Below are 21,633 nucleotides of genomic sequence, written 5' to 3' on the forward strand. Positions count from 1 at the left end.
TTTTTTATATTGAACGTCCAATAAAAAAAAGTTCTAATAGATATTAACAACGTGGTGAAGCGGAGTCCGGGTCATGCCCAAAGTAGGAATGCAGCCGATACGGCGCAGGCAGTTAATTGATGCAACGTTAAGCACCATTAATGATGTTGGGATCAACGACGCCACTATCGCGCAGATCGCGCGCCGGGCGGGCGTGTCAGCGGGCATTATCAGCCACTACTTTAAGGACAAAAACGGCCTGCTCGAAGCGACCATGCGCGACATTACTCGCCAGCTTCGCGATGCCGTCGCCGCCCGCCTGAGGCCGCTGGCGCAGGCCAGTACTGAGGCGCGCCTGCTGGCGATCGTCGAAGGCAACTTTGATGACACCCAGGTGCACAGTGCGGCGATGAAAGCCTGGCTCGATTTCTGGGCCAGCAGTATGCATCAGCCGCAGCTCGGGCGGCTTGAGCGCGTCAGTAGCCGCCGCCTGTTTTCGACGCTCGCCGCCGAGTTTCGCCGCGAGCTGCCGCGCGAACAGGCGCGGCTGGCGGCGCATGGGCTGGCCTCGCTTATCGACGGCCTGTGGCTGCGCGCGGCGTTGAGCGGCCAACCGTTTAATCTGGAGACTGCCCGCACGCTCACCACCCGATTCATCCGCCAGCAACTGGCTGGCGCAGCACCCCATGAGAAGGAGGAATGATGTCCCGATTCGCAGAACAGCCGCTTTATATTGACGGCAAATATGTACCCTCCGCCACGGGTAACACTTTCCAGACCATCAACCCGGCAAACGGCGAAGTCCTCGCCGAGGTGCATGAAGCAGGCAAGGCCGATGTCGATAGTGCCGTGGAAGCGGCCCGCAAAGGCCAGAAAATCTGGGCGGCCATGACCGCGATGGAGCGCTCGCGCATCCTGCGTCGTGCGGTCGATATCCTGCGCGAGCGCAACGATGAACTGGCCGCGCTGGAAACGCTCGATACCGGTAAACCACTGAGCGAAACCCAGGCGGTCGATATCGTCACCGGCGCCGACGTGCTGGAGTACTACGCCGGGCTTATCCCCTCGCTTGAAGGGCAGCAGATCCCGCTGCGCGACACCGCTTTCGTTTACACGCGTCGCGAGCCGCTTGGCGTGGTGGCGGGCATCGGCGCGTGGAACTACCCGATCCAGATTGCGCTGTGGAAATCCGCTCCGGCGCTTGCCGCCGGCAACGCCATGATTTTTAAGCCAAGCGAAGTGACGCCGCTTACCGCGCTTAAGCTTGCAGAAATTTACACCGAAGCGGGCGTGCCGGACGGCGTCTTTAACGTGCTTAACGGCAGCGGTGCCGTCACCGGACAACTGCTGACCGAACATCCGGGCATCGATAAAGTCTCGTTCACCGGCGGCGTCGCCAGCGGCAAAAAAGTCATGGCGAACGCGGCGGGATCGACGCTGAAAGAGGTGACGATGGAGCTGGGTGGTAAATCCCCGCTCATCATTTTTGACGATGCGGATCTCGATCTCGCCGCCGACATCGCCATGATGGCCAACTTCTACAGCTCGGGCCAGGTCTGCACCAACGGCACGCGCGTGTTTATCCCGGCGAAATGGCAGGCGGCCTTTGAAGAGAAAATCGCCGCGCGCGTGGCGCGTATTAAAGCGGGCGACGTGAACGATCCCGCCACGAACTTCGGCCCGCTGGTGAGCTTCGCGCACCGCGATAACGTCATGCGCTACATCGACACGGGCATCCGTGAAGGCGCGCGCGTCCTGTGCGGCGGTAAACGTCTGACCGGCGACGGGTTCGATAACGGTGCCTGGGTTGAGCCCACCGTCTTTACCGACTGCCGCGATGACATGACCATCGTGCGCGAAGAGATCTTCGGGCCGGTGATGTCGATTCTGACTTACGAGCGCGAAGATGAAGTCATACAGCGCGCCAACGCCACCGATTACGGCCTCGCCGCAGGCGTCGTCACGCAGGATCTCAACCGCGCGCACCGCGTGATTCACCAGATTGAAGCCGGGATTTGCTGGATCAACACCTGGGGCGAATCCGCAGCCGAGATGCCGGTCGGCGGCTACAAACACTCCGGCATTGGCCGTGAAAACGGGCTGATGACCCTGCAAAACTACACGCAGGTGAAATCCGTGCAGGTCGAGATGACCCGCTTTCAGTCCGTATTTTGATCCACCTTTTAACCTGAGGAACGACTAATGGAATTTGATTACATCATTATCGGAGCCGGATCCGCAGGGAATGTTTTGGCAACAAGACTGACCGAAGACAGCGATGTCACTGTATTACTGCTGGAGGCGGGTGGTCCTGACTATCGTTTTGATTTCCGCACCCAGATGCCGGCGGCGCTGGCATACCCGTTACAGGGCAAACGCTATAACTGGGCTTATGAAACCGAGCCTGAGCCGTACATGAATAATCGCCGCATGGAGTGCGGGCGCGGCAAGGGCCTCGGTGGCTCGTCGCTGATTAACGGCATGTGTTATATCCGCGGCAACGCGATGGATCTCGACAACTGGGCGCAGCAGCCCGGCCTAGAGCGCTGGACCTATCTCGACTGCCTGCCCTATTACCGTAAATCGGAAACGCGCGATATCGGCGCGAACGACTACCACGGCGGCGACGGCCCGGTCAGCATCACCACCTGCAAGCCAGGCAACAACCCGCTGTTCGCAGCGATGATAGAAGCAGGCGTGCAGGCGGGTTATCCGCGTACCGACGATCTGAACGGCTATCAGCAGGAAGGCTTCGGCCCGATGGATCGCTTCGTCACGCCGAAGGGCCGCCGCTCCAGCACCGCGCGCGGCTATCTGGATACCGCGAAACAGCGCCCGAACCTGAAAATCATCACCCATGCCACAACCGACCGCATTCTTTTTGAGAACAAACGCGCGGTGGGTGTGGCGTATCTTCACGGTGCCAGCAACACGCCGCAGGAGGTTCATGCGCGCCGTGAAGTGCTGCTCTGCGCGGGTGCTATCGCCTCGCCGCAGATCCTCCAGCGTTCCGGCGTCGGTAATGCGGAACTGCTGAAAGAATTTGATATTCCGGTGGTGCATGATCTGCCAGGTGTCGGCGAAAATCTGCAGGATCACCTGGAGATGTATCTGCAGTACGAATGTAAAGAGCCGGTTTCGCTCTACCCGGCGCTCAAATGGTGGAACCAGCCGAAAATCGGCGCCGAGTGGCTGTTTAACGGCACCGGCATTGGTGCCAGCAACCACTTTGAAGGCGGCGGGTTTATCCGCAGCCGCGAAGAGTTCGCCTGGCCGAACATTCAGTACCACTTCCTGCCAGTGGCGATTAACTACAACGGCTCGAACGCCGTCGAAGCGCACGGATTCCAGTGTCACGTCGGCTCTATGCGCTCGCCGAGCCGCGGCCACGTGCGCATTAAATCGCGCGACCCGCGCCAACATCCGGCGATCCTGTTTAACTACATGTCGCACGAGCAGGACTGGCAGGAGTTCCGCGACGCCATTCGCATCACGCGCCAGATAATCAACCAGCCCGCACTGGATAAATTCCGCGGCCGTGAAATCAGCCCGGGCATCGACTGCCAGACTGACGAACAGCTTGACGAATTTGTCCGTAACCACGCAGAGACCGCCTATCACCCGTGCGGCACCTGCAAAATGGGCAGCGATGAGATGGCCGTTGTGGATGGCGAGGGCCGCGTGCACGGGCTGGAAGGCCTGCGCGTGGTGGATGCGTCCATCATGCCGCTGATTATCACCGGCAACCTGAACGCGACCACCATCATGATCGGCGAGAAAATCGCGGATAACATCCGTGGCCGCACGCCGCTGCCGCGCAGCACCGCCCGCTATTTTGTGGCGGGCGACCGCCCGGTGCGCGGCGAACCCCTGCGTCCATAACCCTTCCCTTGCCGGTAAGCTCGCCGCTTACCGGCTTTTCGCCCGCCAGCGCGGCGGCAAACGCCATCTCGTGTATATAACCTCGCCCCGGCGTGATCGCACATCTTGTTTTGGCGCGGGCCTTTATCTTGTCACGTTTCTGCTAACGCGGTTCTTCAGGCGCAGGCCGTCATTTTTCAACCGGCGTGTAACGTAAATAACCGGCGACCCCGCCCCCACCGTCGTTCGGGTGGTGAATACCTTCTGTCACTTTGATTTTAGGAAAATCAAAGGGCGAAACGCCTTCAAGGCAAGCCACATTCACGCCATATTGATCCGGGTTTGAACGTCGCTGGTGAAAGGTATAAATGCCGCATACCGAACAGAAATAGTGCGCGGCCTGGCGGGTATTAAAACGATACTCCGTCAGTTTTTCCTTACCCTCCAGCACCGTAATACCATTGAGCGGTGCCGACACCGTAATAGCGCCACGCATCCGGCAATAAGAGCAGTTGCAGCGGCGGGCGGTATTCAGCCCGTCCGTTAATTCCACGGTAAATTTCACCGTACCGCAGTGACACTGGCCATTCATTTTTTCCACGCTATATATCTCCTTGCCAATAAATTATTTTCAGCGGCGCTCGCCCGCGCGAGGCGGTACGTGGGGATTATGCGATTACGCCCGCGCTTTTACGTGTGAATATGCAGACAGACGGGCCTGTTATCGTATATATAATAGGTACCCTCTCTCTTTTAATGACATCTTTTAACGACTTTCTCTGAACCACACCTGCGCGCAAGGCACAGGCCGTTGCGTTCAGCATTCTTGCGGCGCGCTGCGCTGATTTAAGACTACACAACATTGCCCGTGCTCGCCTCCCTGATATGCTGGTCGAGCAAAAGGAGGAAGTGCCATGAATAATGTGATTTACAGCATGATTGCTAAAATCTCGAAAATGGATGCGGAAGCGAAAATTCTGACGGCTCAGGTAGAAGCGCAGGCACTGCTGTTAAGCGCCATGCTAATGACTATCGGGAAAAACGGCGGAATGGATGAGATGATTGAGGGCGTGAAAAAAGCCATCAATGCGGCGCTGGATGCAGAAGATAACGCGTTTAAATCGGACACTGAAATATTACTCAACCAGTTTAACGAGCTGTTATCCATTGCCTGCGTACTGGATAAAGAGAAGCCGGAACTGGATATTGACGCCTTGCGTAAACTCTCATCCTCTCTCACCAGCGATAAGCAATTCTGACCGCAAATAAACGTTACAGGGGCTCTGTGCCCCTGTAACCCAACATTAATAGAACTGTCGGATCGCGTTTTCGGTTTCCTGATCGCTCACCAGCCCGGAAAACCGCGCCACCAGATACGTTTCTCCGTCGAGCTTATAACTTTCGATCGGCAGCTCAAGCGTGGCTCCCTTTTCTCCGCTGATCCGCATGACCTGCAGCTCATCATCAACAGCCACATGCTCAACCTGACCGCCTGGCATAATTGTCACGACATTCTTTGGCATTTATCAGCCCTCTGGTTCGATTAAAAATCGACCTTAACACAGGCTACACGGGCGCGCCTGATTTTATAACCCGCCCGGTAACGCGGGAATAGCACAGGTGACCGCCCTTTGGCCTTAACGTTTGCGTAAACGACTGACGCTGAAGGCCAGCGCCAGCAGCGAGGCCGCAGCGGCGATCCACAGCGCGAGACGCACGCCTGCGACCTCGGCGATACCACTGGCAGACGTTGCCCCTACAGTGAGGAGCACACCCACCAGCGCCGCGCCCAGACATTGCCCGAAGGTGCGCATAATCGCCAGCACGCCGGAGGCGTAACCGCTATATTCACGCGGCGCGCCCGCCAGCATCTCGCGGTTATTCGGGCTCTGAAAGCAGCCGAACCCAATGCCGCACAGCAATCCGCGCAGGCTGATGTCCCAGGCAGCGGCGTGCGCAGGCAGCAGCGCCAGCGCCACCAGGCCCGCCACGAAAAGCCCCAGACCTACGGTTGCGATAACCGACGGCGCGTAGCGGTCGGCCAACCGCCCGGCGTGCGGTGCCACCAGAATGATCCCGACAGGCCAGGCGGTGAAAAGCAGCGCGGCGTGCAGCGCGCTGTAACCGTAGACGCTCTGGAACAGAAACGGCAGCGCCACGAAGGTCATCCCCTGGCTCACAAACGACGCCAGCGAGGTCAGCGCCGCGAGCGAAAACCGCGCGTTGGCAAAGAGCTGCGGCGGCAGCAGCGGCGCTGGCGCGCGTTTTAAACGCCAGGCCAGCAGCAGGCCCGCCACCAGCGCCAGTGCGCCGAAGCCGAGTAGCGCCTCAAGCGACAGCGCGTCTGACGCCATCACCGCCGCGCCGAGCATCAGCGCCGAAAGCAGCGCGCCTGGCACATCAAACGGCCCGCGCGACGGGTGTGTATCATTGGGTAGCGTGCGCAGCGTCAGCAGCAGCGCCAGCACGCCCGGTGCAATGTTGATCGCGAACAGCCAGGGCCAGCCGAGCGTGGCGAGCAGCGCGCCGCCCAGCACCGGCGCGATGGCCGTGCTGGTGGCGATAAGCAGCGCGTTCATGCCGAGAATGCGCCCGAGCAGCCGGTTCGGGAAAATGGTGCGCAGAATAGCGGGCGCGATGCTGAGCGTCGCCGCGCCGCCCACGCCCTGTAAAATTCGCATCGCCACAAGCCAGGGGAGCGACGGTGAAAGCGCGCAGCCGAGTGAAGCGAGCGTAAACAGCCCGACGCCTGCGGCAAATAACGTGCGAAAGCCGAGCCGCCCGGCCAGCGCGGCGAAAATCGCGAGCGTCATCGCCGCCGAGAGCAGATAACCGTTCGCCACCCAGACAGTCTGCGCCGCCGTCGCATTCAGGGCATGGGCCATTTCCGGCAGCGCGATATTCACCATCGCGCCATCAAAAACCGCCATCGTGGTACTCGTCATCACCGCGAGCATCGCCAGCGCGCGCTCGCGCCCCGGCAGCCCTTCATCGCCGGGCAGGTCAGTAAATAACGTCATGGTCACTCCGAAAATGTGTGCTTGCGTTCACTCTACTTTCCGGCGATACATAGCGGAAGACGCAACGATTGCACTTTACCCCTGCATGAAACGCCATCTGTCATGATGACGCCCGGAGCCTGACGATGAATGACCCGGATTTAAATTTGCTGTTCGCCCTTGATGTCCTGCTCGCCGAGAAAAGCGTGGCGGCGGCGGCGCGTCGCCTGAATTTAAGCGCGTCGGCGATGAGCCGCACGCTGAGTCGCCTGCGCGAGGCCACCGGCGATCCACTGCTGGTACGCGCCGGACGCCAGATGGTGCTCACGCCCTACGCCGACTCCCTTCGCGAGCGCACCCAGGGCGCGGTCTTTGCCGCGCGCGCCGTGCTGCGCCCTGCGCCGCAGGAATTTGATATCACACGTCACCAGCAGACGTTTTCGCTGCGCGCCAACGACGGTTTTGTGGAGGCGTTCGGCCCGGCGCTGATTGCGGCGGCTGCACGATGTGCGCCCGGCATACGCCTGCGTTTTGCGCCCAAGCCGGTGAAAAGCGACCGGCCCTTGCGTGAAGGAGAGGCGGATCTGGAAATCGGTGTGCCGGGCGAGATGGGGCCGGAAATCAAACAGCAGCGGCTGTTTAGTGACCGCTTCGTGGGCGTGGTGAGAAGCGATCACCCGCTCGCCGGGCGTGACATCACGCCTGAGGATTACACCGCGTGGAACCATGTGGCGGCGTCGCGGCGCGGCGTATTGACCGGGCCGGTCGATGACGCGCTCGCGCAACTGGGGCTGTCACGCAATATTGCCGCGGTGGTGCCGGGGTTTCCGGCAGCGCTCGCCGTCGCGCGCGGTACCGATCTGGTGGCGCTGGTGCCCGCCTCGTTTCTGATTAATCTGCCGGGCGATACCGGGCTTACGTGGTTTGAATTACCTGTGGCGACCCGGCCGATTACCGTGTCGCAGATGTGGCATCCGCGTCTGGATGCCGATCCGGCGCACCGCTGGCTGCGCCAGTTTGTCCTGGCGGAGTGCCGCGCGCGGATGCCGGAAGGCTGAATGCCGGGCAAAAAAATCCCCCTGGCGGGGGATTCGTTATTTAACCCTGCGCGGACTCCCGCAGCCGGGTTTTCAGGGCGTTGTACTCGTCAATCACATACTGCTCGGCGGCTCGCTGATCCGCTATCGGCTCGACGCGCACGGCGCAGTACTTATACTCCGGCGTTTTTGTGATCGGGCTTAGATTCTCCGCCACCAGCTCGTTACAGGCACCAATCCACCACTGGTACGTCATGTAGACCGCGCCTCTGTTCGGCCTGTCGCTCACTTGCGCGCGGGTAATGACTTTACCTTTGCGCGACACCACCCACACCAGCGCCTCGTCTTCAATGCCGAGGCGTTTTGCGTCGGCGCTGTTGATTTGCGCGTAACCCGGCTCATCCGCCAGCGCCGCCAGCGCGGCGCAGTTGCCGGTCATCGAGCGGCAGGAGTAGTGCCCCACTTCGCGCACCGTGGAGAGCACCAGCGGATACTCCTCGTTGACCCGGTCAAGCGGCGGTGCCCAGTCGCAGGTGAAGAACTGCCCGAGCCCGTTCGGCGTGGAGAATTCCTTTTCAAAGAGGTAATCGGTGCCCTGATCGGCATCAGATTCATCACGGCACGGCCACTGGATGTAGCCCAGCTCCCCCATTTTCTCGTATGTGGCACCATAAAAATCGGGGCACAGCGCGCGCAGCTCATCCCAGATCTGTTTAGTGTTGTCGTAATGCATCGGGTAGCCCATCCGGGTGGCGATCTCGCTGATTATCTGCCAGTCGGTTTTCAGATCCCACTTCGGCTCCACCGCTTTAAAGAAACGTTGGAAGCCGCGATCCGCCGCCGTGTAGACCCCTTCATGCTCGCCCCATGAGGTGGAAGGCAAAATCACGTCCGCCGCCGCGGCGGTTTTGGTCATGAAAATGTCCTGTACAATCACCAGTTCCAGCGTCTCGAACGCCTGGCGCACTGCCGAGAGCTCGGCATCGGTTTGCAGCGGATCTTCCCCCATGATGTAAGCGGCGCGCACTTCGCCATGCGCCGCGCGGTGCGGCAGTTCGCTGATGCGATAACCAGTATGCGCCGGCAGCGACGCCACGCCCCAGGCTTTGGCGAATTTCTCACGGTGCTCGGGGAATTTCACATACTGATAGCCCGGATAAGTATCCGGCAGCGCGCCCATGTCGCACGCGCCCTGTACGTTATTCTGCCCGCGTACCGGGTTAACGCCCGCGCTCGGTTTGCCGAGGTTACCCGTCAGCAGCGCGAGGCTGGTCAGTGAACGCACGGTCTCGACGCCCTGGTAAAACTGCGTCACGCCCATGCCCCAGAGGATCGCCGCACGTTCCGCGCGGGCGTACATCCGCGCTGCTTCGCGGATCTCCTCAGCGCTGACGCCTGTGATGGTTTCCACCGACTCCGGCGTATAGCCTTCAACGATTTTGCGATACTCTTCAAAGCCTTCAGTACGCGCCGATACAAAGGCGTGATCCCAGAGATCTTCTTCGATAATCACGTGCCCCATCGCGTTCAGCAGCGCGATGTTGGAGCCGTTTTTCAGCGCCAGATGTCTATCCGCAATCCGCGCGGTTTCGATTTTCCGCGGATCGCAGACGATAATTTTCGCCCCGTTTTTCTTCGCTTTGATCACGCGATTAGCGACGATCGGATGCGAATCCGCCGGGTTATACCCAAATACAAAGACTAAATCGGTATTTTCAATGCCAGTGATGGAGTTGCTCATGGTGCCGTTACCGACCGACTGGTGCAGACCTGCAACCGAGGGGCCGTGTCAGACGCGCGCGCAGCAATCGACGTTATTGGTGCCGATTACCGCGCGGGCAAATTTTTGCATCACATAGTTGGTTTCGTTGCCGGTGCCGCGTGACGATCCGGTGGTCATGATGGCATCCGGGCCATATTTGGCTTTAATGTCGCCAAGGCGCTGCGCCACATAATTGAGCGCCTCCTCCCAGGAGACCGCTTCCAGCCTGCCGCCGCGCTCACGGCGGATCATCGGCGTTTTCAGGCGCGGAGTGAGGATTTGGGTATCATTGATAAAATCCCAGCCGTAATAGCCCTTCAGGCATAAATCGCCCTGATTGGTTTTCCCAATTGCTGCTTCCGCCTTAACGACCTTGCCGTTATCGACGATCAGGTTAATTTTGCAACCCGACGCGCAATAGGGGCAAACCGTAACGACTTTTTTCATCGGTTATGCTCCAGAGTTAACTGCGTAAAGAGTGGAGCGGATAATGCAGAAAGCGTGCCAGCTGCCGGAAAGCGCGCCGCACGCGGGTTGAAAAGGAAAAATCACTGTCGAGGGCGCGCCTTTCGTCAAAAGTGACGTGACGAAAGGCGCGTGGCGGCTTAGCGCGCAGACAGCGCGTCGTAGCCTTTCAGGCGGTAGTTGAGAATAGACAGCGCCCAGCAGGCGATGAACAAACCGACCACAATAAACCCGGCGTCGCCAAGATTATCGTTCACGCCCGCCACCCAGCTCCAGAAACCGCCGGAAAGACCGAATTTATCCATCAGCAGCCCCAGCGCCTCCAGCCCGCCGATAAACAGCGCCACCACCACCGACGTGCCGGTAATGGTCATGTTGTAGTAGAGCTTGCGCTGCGGCTTGCTGAAAGCCCAGCCATACGCGCCGACCATCACCAGATTGTCGAGCGTGTCGACAAGCGCCATACCGCTGGTAAAGAGCGCCGGGAAGACCAGAATCGACCAGACCGACATGCCGTGTGACGCGCCCGCCGCCGAGATGCCCAGCACGCCAATCTCGGTGGCGGTGTCAAAGCCGAGCCCGAAGAGAAAACCGACCAGATACATATGCCAGCTTTTATTGACCAGCCGGAAGGTGGCGCGAAACAACCAGCTCATCGGCCCGCCTGTGGTCATGGCATCCGCGGGCATATTCAGCGGCTCGCCACGTTTTAAGCGGCTGAAGCTCTGCCAGATACCGCGCAGGATAACCAGATTCACCAGCGCCATCGCCAGCAGAAATACCGCCGAGACGGTGGTGCCAATCACGCCGCCCACCTCATGAAACCAGGCCATGTCTTCTTTTACCGCCGCGGCAGTTGCGGCAATGGCGACCGACGCCAGCACCACAATGCTGGAGTGGCCGAGCGAAAACCACGCCCCGACGCCACACGGGCGTTTACCCTGCTGCATCATTTTACGCGTGACGTTATCAATGGCGGCGATATGGTCTGCATCCACCGCGTGGCGCAGCCCGTAACCCCAGGCCAGCATGCTCGCGGCCATCAGCGCGGGAGTGTCGTGAAAGGCATAAAACGCCCAGATCCAGGCGGCCAGGTTGGCAAGACCAAGCACGGCCACCAGGGCCAGCGCACGGGGTGGAAGATTACGCAATTGAGTCAGCATGACGTCGTTCCTGTAAGTGATGAAAACGCGGCGGCGGCAATCGCCGCCTGGCCGAACGCCACCGCGCCGTCGCCTGCAGGTAACGCGTGCGGCAGCAGTAGCCGGAAATCGTGAAGGTAAAACGCGAGCCTTTCGCGCAGAAGCTGGTTATGCAGCACCCCGCCACCACAGGCGATGGTGTTGATGCCGCGCGCGCTGGCGTGACAGCGCGCAAGCGCAGCCAGCCCGCTTGCGAGTGCGTCGTGAAACGCCCAGGCGCGGGCACCCGCTGGCGCGTCAAATGCCAGCAGACTCGCCCAGAAGGCGGGTATATCAAACTCGCCCTCGATAGGTGACAACGTCACAGAATGCGCTACCGGACCGTGACGCAGCGCCAGCGCTTCCAGGCGGCAGGCCGCCTCGCCTTCATAGCTTTGCGCGTCAGGCGCCACGCCAAGCATCGCCGACACGGCGTCAAATAAACGCCCGGTTGATGACGCAAGCGGCGCATTGATACCCCGCGCCATCGCGCGCATAAGCGGTGCCCAGGGTTTAGCGAGAAGCCCGGCGGCCTGCGGGAGCGTTTGCCACTGCGGCACAAACGCCTGCCACTGCGCGAGCCAGTTACGCCACGGCTGACGCGCCGCGAGGTCACCGCCCGGCAGCGGCAGCGCAGGCAGGCCGCCGAGCCGCTCGCACCGTGCGTAATCCACCAGCAAACACTCGCCGCCCCACAGCGCGCCGCCCTCTCCCATGCCGATGCCGTCCAGCGCCAGCGCAATGACGGGGCCGCCGTCGCGCGGCCAGCGGTGCTCGGCCAGGCAGGCGGCAATATGCGCATGGTGATGCAGAACGCGTTTCACCGGCAGCCCCGTCGCCTCGCCGAGCGCGCTGCTGCGATACCCCGTATGCGCATCCACCACCACCTGCTGCGGGTGAAAATCGTAAATGTCGCGAAACAGCGCCAGCGCCGTGCGCCACTGCGCTTCGGTCTGCGGATTGCTGAGATCGCCCAGATGCTGGCTCAGCACCGCCTCGCCGCCGCGCGCGAGACAAAAGGTGTTTTTGAGATCGGCTCCGAGGCAGAGCGTGGCGGGTATATCGGCAAAGCCCGGCGGCAGCGGGATGGCGTCCGGCACAAAGCCGCGCGCCCGGCGCAGCATCTCGCCGCCGGGGCGCATCACCGAATCATCCATCCGTTGCAGGATGTCGCGGTTATGCAGCAAAAAACCGTCGGCAATCTCACTAAGCTGCGAGAGCGCCTGCGCACTGGTGAGCGCGGGCGGCTCGCCGCTGCGGTTGCCGGAGGTCATTACCAGCGGACGCCCGACGCCCTGCATCAGCAGGTGTTGCAGCGGGTTCGCAGGCAGCATCACGCCAGTTTCGTTAAGCCCTGGCGCGATGGCCTCGCACAGCGGCGGCAGGTGCGCGTTATTCACCAGCACAATCGGGGCGGCGGGCGTGAGCAATTGCGCCCGGGCGTCATCCGGCAGCCCTTCGGCGTTCGCAAGCATCACCGCCAGCGGTTTGGTCGGGCGATGCTTACGCACGCGCAGGCGCGCCACGGCGTCAGCGTTTTGCGCATCGCAGGCGAGATGAAACCCGCCGATGCCTTTAATGGCAACAATCTGGCCTGCAATGAGCGCAGCGATGGCGGCCTCAAGCGCCGCCTCTTTTTGTGCCGTCTGTTCACCACTTACCCAACTCAGCTGCGGGCCACATGTCGGGCAGGCCACGGGCTGCGCGTGAAAGCGCCGGTCGGCCGGGTCACGGTATTGCGCCTCGCACGGCGCGCAGAGCGGAAAGCCCGCCATCGCGGTATTGGGACGGTCATAGGGCATCGCGCGAATAATGGTAAAGCGCGGGCCGCAATGGGTGCAGTTAATAAACGGATAGCGCCAGCGCGGGTCTGCGGGATCGTTGAGTTCGCGCAGGCATTGCGGGCAGGTGGCGGCGTCCGGGGTGATTTGCGTGCGCATCGCCCCGCCGCCGCTCTCGCGAATGGAAAACGAGTCAGGCTGCAGCGGCCAGCGAAACGGCGCGGCGCTGACGCTGTCGATACGCGCGAGCGGCGGGCAGTGCTGCCACAACGCGGCGATAAACGCCCCTTCACCGCCGGTCAGGCGCACTTTCACCCCCGCGCCGTCGTTGCAGACGTCGCCAGTGAGCGCCAGCCGCTGCGCCAGTTGCCAGACGAAGGGGCGAAAACCCACCCCCTGCACCCGGCCCTGAATGCGTAAAATCGTACCGTTAAGGTTCATCGTCTCGTCGAAAACGCGCGGGCACGAGGCCCGCGCAGGCTGAGCTATACCGCAGCGGCGTCGCGCAGGCGCGTCTTCATGCTGGTATAGGTGGTCTGGACATACGCTTCGGCCTCGCGCTGATCGGCGATAGCCTCGACATTCACCGCGCAATATTTGGTTTCCGGTGTTTTGGAAACCGGATCGAGATTGTCCTGGGTGAGCTCGTTGCACGCGCCGATCCACCACTGATAGGTCATGTAGACCGCGCCGGGATTGATGCGCTCGCTGACGTCAGCGCGGCTGATGACCCGCCCGCGACGCGAGTTTACCCACACCAACTGGCCGTCCCGCACGCCGAGGCGTTCCGCGTCCTGCGGGTGCATCTGCACGCGGCCCGGCTCGTCGGCGAGCGTTTGCAGCGCCGCGCAGTTGCCGGTCATCGAGCGGCAGGAGTAGTGCCCCACTTCGCGCACGGTACACAGCACCAGCGGGTAGTCGGCGTCCGGCTGTTCCGCCGGCGCGCGCCACGGTGCCGCGAAAAGCTGGCCTTTGCCGGTCGGCGTATCGAAGTGATTCCCGGCGTAGAGGTACGGCGTGCCGGGGTGTTCCAGCGTCGGGCATGGCCACTGCACGTGCCCCATATCGCCCATTTTCTGGTACGTCACACCGTAAAAGAGCGGGCAGAGCTCGCGCATTTCGTCCCAGATCTGCTGGTTGTTGTCGTAATGCATCGGGTAGCCCATCGCGGTGGCGATAAGGCTGATGATTTCCCAGTCGCGTTTGACGTTATATTTAGGTTCCACCGCCGCCTCAAAGCGCTGGAAACCGCGGTCGGCGCAGGTAAAGACGCCGCCATGTTCGCCCCAGGAGGTGGCGGGCAGCAGAACGTCCGCCACTTCGGCGGTTTTGGTCATAAAGATGTCCTGCACCACCACAAAATCGAGCGCGTCGAAGCCCTGACGGACCAGGCCGAGATCGGCTTCGGTCTGGAGCGGATCTTCGCCCATGATGTAGTAGGCTTTGACTTTGCCTTCGAGCGCCAGGTGCGGCACCTCGGTGATGCGCACGCCGATTTTGTCATCCATTACGGCCGGATCGATGCCCCAGGCGCGCGCGAATTTTTCCCGCACCACCGCGTCTTCGACATCCTGATAGCCAGGGAACTGGTTTGGCAGCACGCCCATATCGCACGCGCCCTGCACGTTGTTCTGGCCGCGCACCGGGCCGACGCCGACATGCTCGCGCCCGAGATTACCGGTAAGCAGCGCCAGGCTTGAGAGCCCCTTAACGACATCCACCGCCTGGCCGAACTGCGTGACGCCCATGCCCCACATAATGGTGGCGGATGGCGCGGCGGCGAACGTGCGCATCGCCTGGCGGATCTGCTGCGCGCTGACGCCGGTGAGATGCTCGACGGCTTCCGGCGCGTAATCTTTTACGGTCTCGCGGTAGGCGTCGAGCCCTTCGGTGTAGCGCGCCACATACTCTTTGTCATACAGCGCTTCTTCAAGCAGCACATAGCCAAAGGCATTGACCAGCGCCATATTGCAGCCGTTATTGATTTGCAGATGCTGATCGGCGATACGCGCGGTTTCGATTTTGCGCGGGTCGCAGACAATTACCTTCGCGCCGTTTTCTTTGGCTTTCAGCACGCGACGCGCCACGATCGGGTGCGAATCGGCACAGTTGTAGCCAAACACCAGCAAACATTTGGAGTTTTCAATATCGCCAATGGAGTTGCTCATCGCGCCGTTGCCGAGCGTCTGCTGCAGCCCCGCCACCGACGGCCCGTGACAGACGCGCGCGCAGCAGTCGACATTATTGGTGTTGAGCACTGCGCGGGCGAATTTCTGCATCACGTAGTTGGTTTCGTTGCCGGTGCCGCGGGAAGAGCCGGTGGTCATGATGGCGCGCGGGCCATACTGCTTTTTGATGGCCGAGAGGCGCTCTGCGGTATAGCGAATGGCCTCATCCCAGGAGACCGCCTGGAATGCGCCGCCTTTCTGGTAGCGGATCATCGGCTGGGTGAGGCGCGGCGTCAGAAGCTGGGTATCGTTTAAGAAATCCCAGCCGTAATAGCCTTTCAGGCAGAGCTGGTTCTGGTTGGTGACGCCTTCGGCGGCCTCGGCGCGAACGATTTTGTTGTTATCCACGACGAGTTTGAGTTTGCAACCCGCACCGCAGTACGGACAGACGCTGGTGATTTTTTTCATCAGTAACAGACCTGTTAAAAGTGAAATCAGTGGCTTAAAAAGCCAGGGATGAGAGGCCATCGAGCGCGGCACGGCGGCGGCGTTCGGCGCTGAGCGCTTCCAGGCGGTTGCGATCGATGCAGACGATGGCGTTAGTCGGGCATGCCTCGATGCAGGCCGGGCCTTCGGCGCGGTGATGGCAGAGATCGCATTTGTTAGCTTCGGCTTTCTCGGCCAGTACGTTGAGGCCCGCGCCGCTGTTGCGTACCACCGGGCGCACCACGACTTCCATCGCGCCGTAAGGGCACGCCACGACGCAGGTTTTGCAGCCGATGCAGCGCTGCTGGTGGACGTGGACAAAATCATTGTCGCGGGTGATCGCACCATTCGGGCAGACGCTGGCGCACGGCGCGTCTTCACACTGGCGGCACATGGTGGCGGTTGAGACATTCACGCCCTTGACGACGTGAATGCGCGGCAGAAAGGTTTGCGCGGTGAGCGCGGCGCAGTCCTGGTTTTCCTGGTGCGATACCACGCACGCCACCTCGCAGGTGCGGCATCCTATACATTTACTTGAATCAGCAATGATGAAGCGGTTCATCATGATCTCCGGCTGTGGGTTGAACCCACTCGCTAATACACGATCCGTGCCAGATTTTAATATGATGATTTTAAATGATTTTATTTTCGAGGGAGGCTGGAGCGAAGGTGTCATCGACATTTATGACGATGAAATTGACGGATTTCAGGCAACAAAAAAGCGGGTCTGATAACCCGCTTCATCGGTAGTACCTTTTATGCGGTTACGCGCACAGATTCGTTTCATTACGGGCGGCACTGATGGTCAGTTGCAGCCCTTGTTTACGGTAGTGGTTGTAACGTTCACGAAACCAGGCGGACTGCGCCTCGCTCATATTGCCGGTGACGGCATCGATATCGATACGACGTCCTTCTCCGTTCATACGGGCAAAACTGCTCGCCAGAAAATCAAAGTTCTTGAACGAATAAATATCTTGTCTGTTCATCAGTTTCTCCCTCCAGTTCAACAACTGTATACGATGCTGCACCGCGCTTTTTTTATTCAGAGGATTCCTGGTAGGCAACGGGCGGTTTCGGAACGTTCCGGTAAGCGGGAGGCGTTGATTTTTAAAGATTGAGTTGGTGAGCGAGCAAGATATGTACAATGAAAATAAAGGTGGGTGCGCGATGCTTACCCTTCTTAAAAGAGAAGCAGCGCTAATGTGAATGGTTTTGCTCCGGCTTAAAAAAATCGGTTTCGCCGTTTCGCCGCAGGCCGGGGCGCACCGGAGGGACAAAAATGCCGGGAGCATTTTTGAACAACGCGAAGCGTTGGCCCCGAAGGGGCGAGGCCCCAGGGATGGGCCGAGTAACCGGTGCGAGGGCATGACAATACAGGGAGGTATTGTCTTGCCCGACCCGTGGCCGGAGGGAATAAGGCGAGGCTTCCCCGCAGGGGCGATTTTCCGCCGGGAGCCGGGATTGCAAAGGGGGCGGCGGCGAGCCCCCTTTGCACGTTCGCGTGAAATGAGCGCCCATATTAAGACGGCGTTATGGCGAACGGAACGTATTCACCAACTTGGAATTTCCCTCTCCCCGGTATTTTCCCAAAACGTAAACGGTGGGTGCGCTACGCTTACCCACCCTACAATTTTGGGGTAACACATGACGTAGGGCGGGTAAGCATCGCGCACCCGCCATCCCACCTGACTACACGCCCTCCTCCACCGCCAGCGCCGCAAACCCGCCGTTGTCGGTCCACTGCGCCAGACGGTCATACACGGTATCAACGGCGCGTTTCACCGCATCGGTCATCGGGTAATAAAACCCCACAATGTCGGGCTGGATGCCGAGAAAAATCACCTCGCCCACATCCTCTCGCAGCTGATCCACCAGATAATTCAGCGGCATATTGTGGGTCGTCATCATAAACATCTCTGAAATATCGTCCGGATCAATAATGCGGATCTCGCCTGGGTTCAACCCCATCTCGGTGGCATCCACCAGCAACAACCGCCGCGGGCGCAGTTCGCGGATGGCACCGATGTCATTCTCCGGCGCGCTGCCGCCATCCACCAGCACCCACTCGCCCTGGGGCGCGGCGCGGAATTTTTCGGCGAGCAGCGGCCCTGCGCCGTCGTCGCCCATCATGCTGTTCCCGACACACAATAAAACGTCAGACACGATCCCTCCTCACCATCACATAGACCGCCGGCTCACGCTGGATGGCCTGAAGCAGCCCTAAAAGCTCGCAGCTCCACGCCTGCTGCTGCGCGTTCTGGCGCGGCAACGCCTCGTCAAACGCCCGCGCCAGCAGCGAGACATGATTCTGGTCGATAATGATCTCCCCGTAGCGCGGCACGCCCTGCATTTTGCGCTGCGCCTCGCCGGGCGCGAGGGTGGCGATCCACGCCTGATAGGCCTCAAACGGGCAGACCAGCGACGCCTTAAGACAGTCGATCACGCCCAGATGATGGCCTATCGCCAGGCTGTAGTAGATAACCTGCTGCGCCTGCGGCGGCGTCGCATCATTTTCATCAACGAACTTGCGCGACAGGCGGCTGAACACGACGGTTTCGCTCATCCGATGCGCTCCTGCGCCACCACCGCCTCAAGCTGCGCGACGATTTCGCTAAGACGCGGGTCGTTTTCCTGCGACAGCCACCCCGCCACGCTCTGCTCGCCTGCCGTCAGATGGCGCAGATAGTCATCGGCAATCTGACGACCGTAGCGATACCCCGCCAGACGACGCGCGGCGCGGTCAACGCGCACGCGCAGCGGCTGCACCATCTCCGGGTGCAGAATGGCGGCAGCCTGATTGTCCTCATCACCAGGCGCGCGGGCGTGGATTTTCTGCTCCAGCAGGCCGAGCGCCATCGCAAAGCCGTAGAGCGTCGCGGCGGGCGTCGGCGGGCAGCCCGGGATGTAAACATCCACCGGAACGATTTTGTCGGTGCCGCCCCACACGCAGTAGAGATCGTGGAAAATGCCGCCGCTGTTGCCGCACGCGCCGTAAGAAATACAGATTTTCGGATCGGGTGCCGATTCCCAGGCGCGCAGTGCGGGCGAGCGCATGGCGCGCGTCACCGCGCCGGTAAACAGCAGAATGTCGGCGTGCCGCGGCGACGGCACCACTTTGATGCCGAAGCGCTCGGCGTCAAAGAGCGGCGAAAGCGTGGCGAAAATTTCGATTTCGCAGCCGTTGCAGCCGCCGCAGTCGACGCGGTAGACATACGCCGAGCGCTTGATGTTTTTCAGAAGCGACGTTTTCATGCGCGCGATGGATTCTTCCACCGTCACGGGCACCGGAATGTTGTTGTCATCGCGAGGGCCGAGCAGGTTCATCACAGCGCCTCCTTCATTTCGCGGGTCAGGTCGATAAGCTCCGAGGGCGCAAGGCCCTGCTGGCGTTTGCAGTCAGGACAGGTTTCAAAACTCGCGCGATGGCGCTCGGCGCGTTCATCGCCATTGTGCGCCAGCAACGCTATCGCGTAATCCACCTCTTTTTGCACCGCAAACGGCTGCTGGCAGACGCGGCAGCGACAGAACGCGAAGCTTGCCTGCTGGAGAAAATCCTCTTTGCGCCAGACCGCCAGTTCATATTCGGGCGTCAGGCGAATGGCCGCCGTCGGGCAGACCTCTTCGCAGCGGCCGCAGAAGATGCAGCGGCCGAGATTGAACTGCCAGTCGAGGCGGTCGTGTTGAAGGTCGGCTTCGACCGTTAAGGCATTGGACGGGCAGGCGTTTATGCAGGCCGCGCAGCCAATACACTGCTGCGGGTTGTGCTGCGGCTTGCCGCGGAAATTTTTGTCGACCGGCATCGGTTGCAGCGGATAAGGCTGCGTCGCCACGCCGGTTTTTAAGGCTTTTTTGATAAAGGTAAACATGTTGTCTCCTGTCGCCTGCGCGACGGTTTTACCTGGCGGGTGCGCTGTCGCTTACCCGCCCTACGATCATTTTCGACGGTTTTACCCGGCGGGTGCGCTGCCGCTTACCCGCCCTACGATCGTTTTGTGACGGTTCTACCCGGCGGGTGCGCTGTCACTTACCCGCCCTGGGAACACTTTGCGACGGTTTTAACCGGCGGGTGCGCTGTCGCTTATCCGCCCTGGGAACACTTTGCGACGGTTTTACCCGGCGGGTGCGCTGTCGCTTACCCGCCAGGATTAACAGGCGAGCCATTCCCCGTAGGGTGGGTAAGCGCAGCGCACCCACCGTGGCCGCCTATTTCAGCGGCGAGTTTTTGCGCTCAATGCTGTAGCGCTCCAGCTCTTTGTACGGCACCACCTGGCTTTTCTTCTTGCGCACGTCCACCACCGTCATACGGTCGGTGCAGGAGTAGCACGGGTCGAGGCTGCCGATGATCAGTGGCGCGTCCGACACCGTATTGCCGCGCAGCATATAGCGCAGCGTCGGCCAGTTGGCATAGGTCGCCGCCCGGCAGCGCCAGCGGTAAAGCTTCTGGTTGTCGCCGGTCATGCTCCAGTGAATATCATCGCCGCGCGGCGCTTCGGAAAAACCAAGCGCAAAGCGATTCGGAATATAGGTAAACCCTTCCACCAGCAGCGGCCCGCCTGGCAGGTTATCCAGCCCGAAATCGATCATATTGAGCGCAGTAAACACCTCGTTGATGCGCACTTTCAGGCGGGAAATCACGTCGCAACCTTGCTCGCTGTGCACTTCCATCGGCAGCAGGCCGTACCCCACAAACGGATGATCGGCGCGGGTGTCGCGGACGTGGCCGCTCGCGCGCACCATCGGCCCGACGTTACTGAAATCACGCGCGATCTGCGGGTCGAGACGGCCAATGCCCGCCGTACGCTGTTCGATATTCGGCGTGCTGAGCAGAATGCTCACCAGATCCTGCACCTCGCGGCGCATCTGCTGGGCCAGTTGACGGGTCTGCGTCATATCGTCTTTCAGCAGATCGCGGCGAATACCGCCAATCAGGTTCATGCCGTAGGTTTTACGCGCGCCGGTGAGGATTTCCGCCATCTTCATGGAGGTTTCACGCACGCGGAAAAACTGCATAAAGCCGGAGTCGAACCCGACAAAATGGCACGCCAGACCGAGATTCAGCAGGTGGCTGTGCAGCCGCTCGACTTCAAGCAGAATGGCGCGGATCGCCTGCGCGCGCTCCGGCACCTGAATACCCATCGCGTTTTCCACCGACGTGGTGTAGGCCGTGCTGTGGGCAAAGCCGCAGATACCGCAGACGCGGTCGGAGAGAAACGTCACTTCGTTGTAGCCCATGCGGGTTTCGGCGAGTTTCTCCATGCCGCGGTGGACGTAAAAGAGCCGGTAGTCGGCATCGATGATGTTTTCGCCATCCACGAACAGCCGGAAGTGGCCCGGCTCGTCGGAAGTGACATGCAGCGGGCCGATGGGCACCACGTTATTTTTGGCATCACCCAGCTCATTGATGAACTCATAGGTCTCTTTATCACTGGTCGGCGCCGGGCGCTGGCGGTAATCCATGCTGTCTTTGCGCAGCGGATAGAGGTCGTCCGGCCAGTCATCCGGCAGCACCAGGCGACGCTCATCCGGCAGACCGACCGGGATCAGGCCATACATATCGCGCACTTCGCGCTCGCCCCAGACGGCGGCGGGCACGCGCGGCGTCACAGACGGAAACTCCGGTTTATTCGCGTCCACCTCGACACGCACCGTTATCCAGCACTTCACGCCCTGCTCCATCGAGAGCACGTAATAGACCGCGTAGCTGCCGCAGAGCTTGCGCTCGTCGTTGCCAAACAGCACCGACAGCCAGCCGCCCTGCTGGTAGTAAAGAAACTCCACCACTTCCGGCAGATAATTGATTTTCACCGTGACCGTCAGTTGGTCTTTGGTTTGCCAGGCTTCATCGAGCACCACGCCTGGAAACGCCTCGTGCAGTGCGCGCAGATAGTGTTGCCCTGTTTTTTCTTCAGACATC

The 21,633-nt window shown here is 60.7% G+C and carries 20 protein-coding genes; 6 read left to right on the forward strand and 14 right to left on the reverse strand.

Translation table 11 applies throughout. The features are described from left to right. The first annotated feature begins 73 nt into the window (after positions 1 to 73). Genes betI through betA form a run of 3 tightly spaced genes read left to right on the forward strand, consistent with a single transcriptional unit; the run spans position 74 to position 3,861 of the window. Positions 74 to 682 (forward strand): transcriptional regulator BetI, encoded by a 609-nt coding sequence (betI, locus tag CSK29544_RS16415; protein WP_007894242.1) that lies wholly within the window; start codon positions 74 to 76, stop codon positions 680 to 682. Continuing rightward, a complete protein-coding gene (betB, locus tag CSK29544_RS16420; RefSeq protein WP_029038952.1) occupies positions 682 to 2,154 on the forward strand; it encodes a betaine-aldehyde dehydrogenase in 1,473 nt (490 codons plus the stop codon). The genes betI and betB overlap by 1 nt, the downstream gene beginning before the upstream one ends. 27 nt (positions 2,155 to 2,181) lie before the next feature. Further along, the gene (betA, locus tag CSK29544_RS16425; RefSeq protein WP_007894239.1) at positions 2,182 to 3,861 is read left to right on the forward strand and encodes a choline dehydrogenase; all 1,680 of its coding nucleotides are present in this window, start codon (positions 2,182 to 2,184) and stop codon (positions 3,859 to 3,861) included. Positions 3,862 to 4,030: 169 nt separating this feature from the next. On the opposite strand, the gene CSK29544_RS16430 is transcribed toward betA, so the two are convergent. Next, the gene (locus tag CSK29544_RS16430; protein ID WP_198248867.1) at positions 4,031 to 4,432 is read right to left on the reverse strand and encodes a GFA family protein; all 402 of its coding nucleotides are present in this window, start codon (positions 4,430 to 4,432) and stop codon (positions 4,031 to 4,033) included. A gap of 322 nt (positions 4,433 to 4,754) precedes the next feature. On the opposite strand from CSK29544_RS16430, the gene iraP reads away from it, so the two are divergent. After that, positions 4,755 to 5,099 carry an anti-adapter protein IraP gene (iraP, locus tag CSK29544_RS16435; protein ID WP_004385463.1) on the forward strand — a complete coding sequence of 115 codons (345 nt, stop codon included), beginning with the start codon at positions 4,755 to 4,757 and terminating at the stop codon, positions 5,097 to 5,099. Positions 5,100 to 5,144: 45 nt separating this feature from the next. Here the strand turns inward: iraP and CSK29544_RS16440 are convergent, their stop codons facing one another. Both CSK29544_RS16440 and CSK29544_RS16445 read right to left on the reverse strand, forming a co-directional pair. Next, positions 5,145 to 5,363, reverse strand: a complete 219-nt coding sequence (locus CSK29544_RS16440) for a hypothetical protein (protein ID WP_007849565.1) — start codon at positions 5,361 to 5,363, stop codon at positions 5,145 to 5,147. Positions 5,364 to 5,477: 114 nt separating this feature from the next. Then, positions 5,478 to 6,860, reverse strand: coding sequence for an MFS transporter (locus CSK29544_RS16445; RefSeq protein WP_029038954.1), 1,383 nt, complete (start codon positions 6,858 to 6,860; stop codon positions 5,478 to 5,480). Positions 6,861 to 6,985: 125 nt separating this feature from the next. Here CSK29544_RS16445 and CSK29544_RS16450 point away from each other — a divergent pair, with 125 nt between their 5' ends. Further along, positions 6,986 to 7,897 carry a LysR family transcriptional regulator gene (locus tag CSK29544_RS16450; protein ID WP_029038955.1) on the forward strand — a complete coding sequence of 304 codons (912 nt, stop codon included), beginning with the start codon at positions 6,986 to 6,988 and terminating at the stop codon, positions 7,895 to 7,897. Positions 7,898 to 7,937: 40 nt separating this feature from the next. Here CSK29544_RS16450 and fdhF (CSK29544_RS16455) read toward each other — a convergent pair whose 3' ends face one another. The 5 genes from fdhF (CSK29544_RS16455) to hydN all read right to left on the reverse strand — a co-directional run bounded on the left by fdhF (CSK29544_RS16455) (position 7,938) and on the right by hydN (position 16,281). After that, a complete protein-coding gene (gene fdhF / locus CSK29544_RS16455; RefSeq protein ID WP_080602532.1) occupies positions 7,938 to 10,085 on the reverse strand; it encodes a formate dehydrogenase subunit alpha in 2,148 nt (715 codons plus the stop codon). Between the two features lie 158 nt (positions 10,086 to 10,243). Next, positions 10,244 to 11,266 carry a HoxN/HupN/NixA family nickel/cobalt transporter gene (locus CSK29544_RS16465; protein WP_007894231.1) on the reverse strand — a complete coding sequence of 341 codons (1,023 nt, stop codon included), beginning with the start codon at positions 11,264 to 11,266 and terminating at the stop codon, positions 10,244 to 10,246. Next, positions 11,260 to 13,506, reverse strand: a complete 2,247-nt coding sequence (gene hypF / locus CSK29544_RS16470; RefSeq protein ID WP_029038956.1) for a carbamoyltransferase HypF — start codon at positions 13,504 to 13,506, stop codon at positions 11,260 to 11,262. The genes CSK29544_RS16465 and hypF overlap by 7 nt, the downstream gene beginning before the upstream one ends. Before the next feature lie 44 nt (positions 13,507 to 13,550). Then, complete coding sequence (fdhF, locus tag CSK29544_RS16475; RefSeq protein ID WP_032975724.1) at positions 13,551 to 15,701, reverse strand: formate dehydrogenase subunit alpha; 2,151 nt, start codon at positions 15,699 to 15,701, stop codon at positions 13,551 to 13,553. A gap of 34 nt (positions 15,702 to 15,735) precedes the next feature. Further along, a complete protein-coding gene (gene hydN, locus CSK29544_RS16480) occupies positions 15,736 to 16,281 on the reverse strand; it encodes an electron transport protein HydN (protein ID WP_007894228.1) in 546 nt (181 codons plus the stop codon). On the opposite strand from hydN, the gene CSK29544_RS24615 reads away from it, so the two are divergent. Further along, complete coding sequence (locus CSK29544_RS24615) at positions 16,265 to 16,450, forward strand: hypothetical protein (protein ID WP_029038958.1); 186 nt, start codon at positions 16,265 to 16,267, stop codon at positions 16,448 to 16,450. The two genes, hydN and CSK29544_RS24615, sit on opposite strands and share 17 nt — an antisense overlap. A 33-nt stretch (positions 16,451 to 16,483) precedes the next feature. Here the strand turns inward: CSK29544_RS24615 and glgS are convergent, their stop codons facing one another. From glgS to hycE, 6 genes are all read right to left on the reverse strand, one after another. Continuing rightward, positions 16,484 to 16,705, reverse strand: coding sequence for a cell surface composition regulator GlgS (gene glgS / locus CSK29544_RS16490; protein WP_007894222.1), 222 nt, complete (start codon positions 16,703 to 16,705; stop codon positions 16,484 to 16,486). A gap of 703 nt (positions 16,706 to 17,408) precedes the next feature. Next, positions 17,409 to 17,882, reverse strand: coding sequence for a hydrogenase maturation peptidase HycI (gene hycI / locus CSK29544_RS16495; protein WP_007867342.1), 474 nt, complete (start codon positions 17,880 to 17,882; stop codon positions 17,409 to 17,411). Continuing rightward, positions 17,875 to 18,282 (reverse strand): formate hydrogenlyase maturation HycH family protein, encoded by a 408-nt coding sequence (locus CSK29544_RS16500; RefSeq protein WP_007867339.1) that lies wholly within the window; start codon positions 18,280 to 18,282, stop codon positions 17,875 to 17,877. Before CSK29544_RS16500 ends, hycI begins: the two co-directional genes overlap by 8 nt. After that, entirely contained in the window at positions 18,279 to 19,046 is a 768-nt protein-coding gene (locus tag CSK29544_RS16505) for an NADH-quinone oxidoreductase subunit B family protein (RefSeq protein ID WP_029038959.1), read from the reverse strand. The genes CSK29544_RS16500 and CSK29544_RS16505 overlap by 4 nt, the downstream gene beginning before the upstream one ends. Beyond that, complete coding sequence (locus CSK29544_RS16510) at positions 19,043 to 19,585, reverse strand: formate hydrogenlyase complex iron-sulfur subunit (protein WP_007899472.1); 543 nt, start codon at positions 19,583 to 19,585, stop codon at positions 19,043 to 19,045. Before CSK29544_RS16510 ends, CSK29544_RS16505 begins: the two co-directional genes overlap by 4 nt. A gap of 337 nt (positions 19,586 to 19,922) precedes the next feature. Beyond that, positions 19,923 to 21,632, reverse strand: a complete 1,710-nt coding sequence (gene hycE, locus CSK29544_RS16515; RefSeq protein ID WP_007899480.1) for a formate hydrogenlyase subunit HycE — start codon at positions 21,630 to 21,632, stop codon at positions 19,923 to 19,925. Position 21,633 lies beyond the last annotated feature (1 nt).

Origin of the sequence: Cronobacter sakazakii (assembly GCF_000982825.1) — a bacterium.
Taxonomy (GTDB): Bacteria; Pseudomonadota; Gammaproteobacteria; order Enterobacterales; family Enterobacteriaceae; genus Cronobacter; species Cronobacter sakazakii.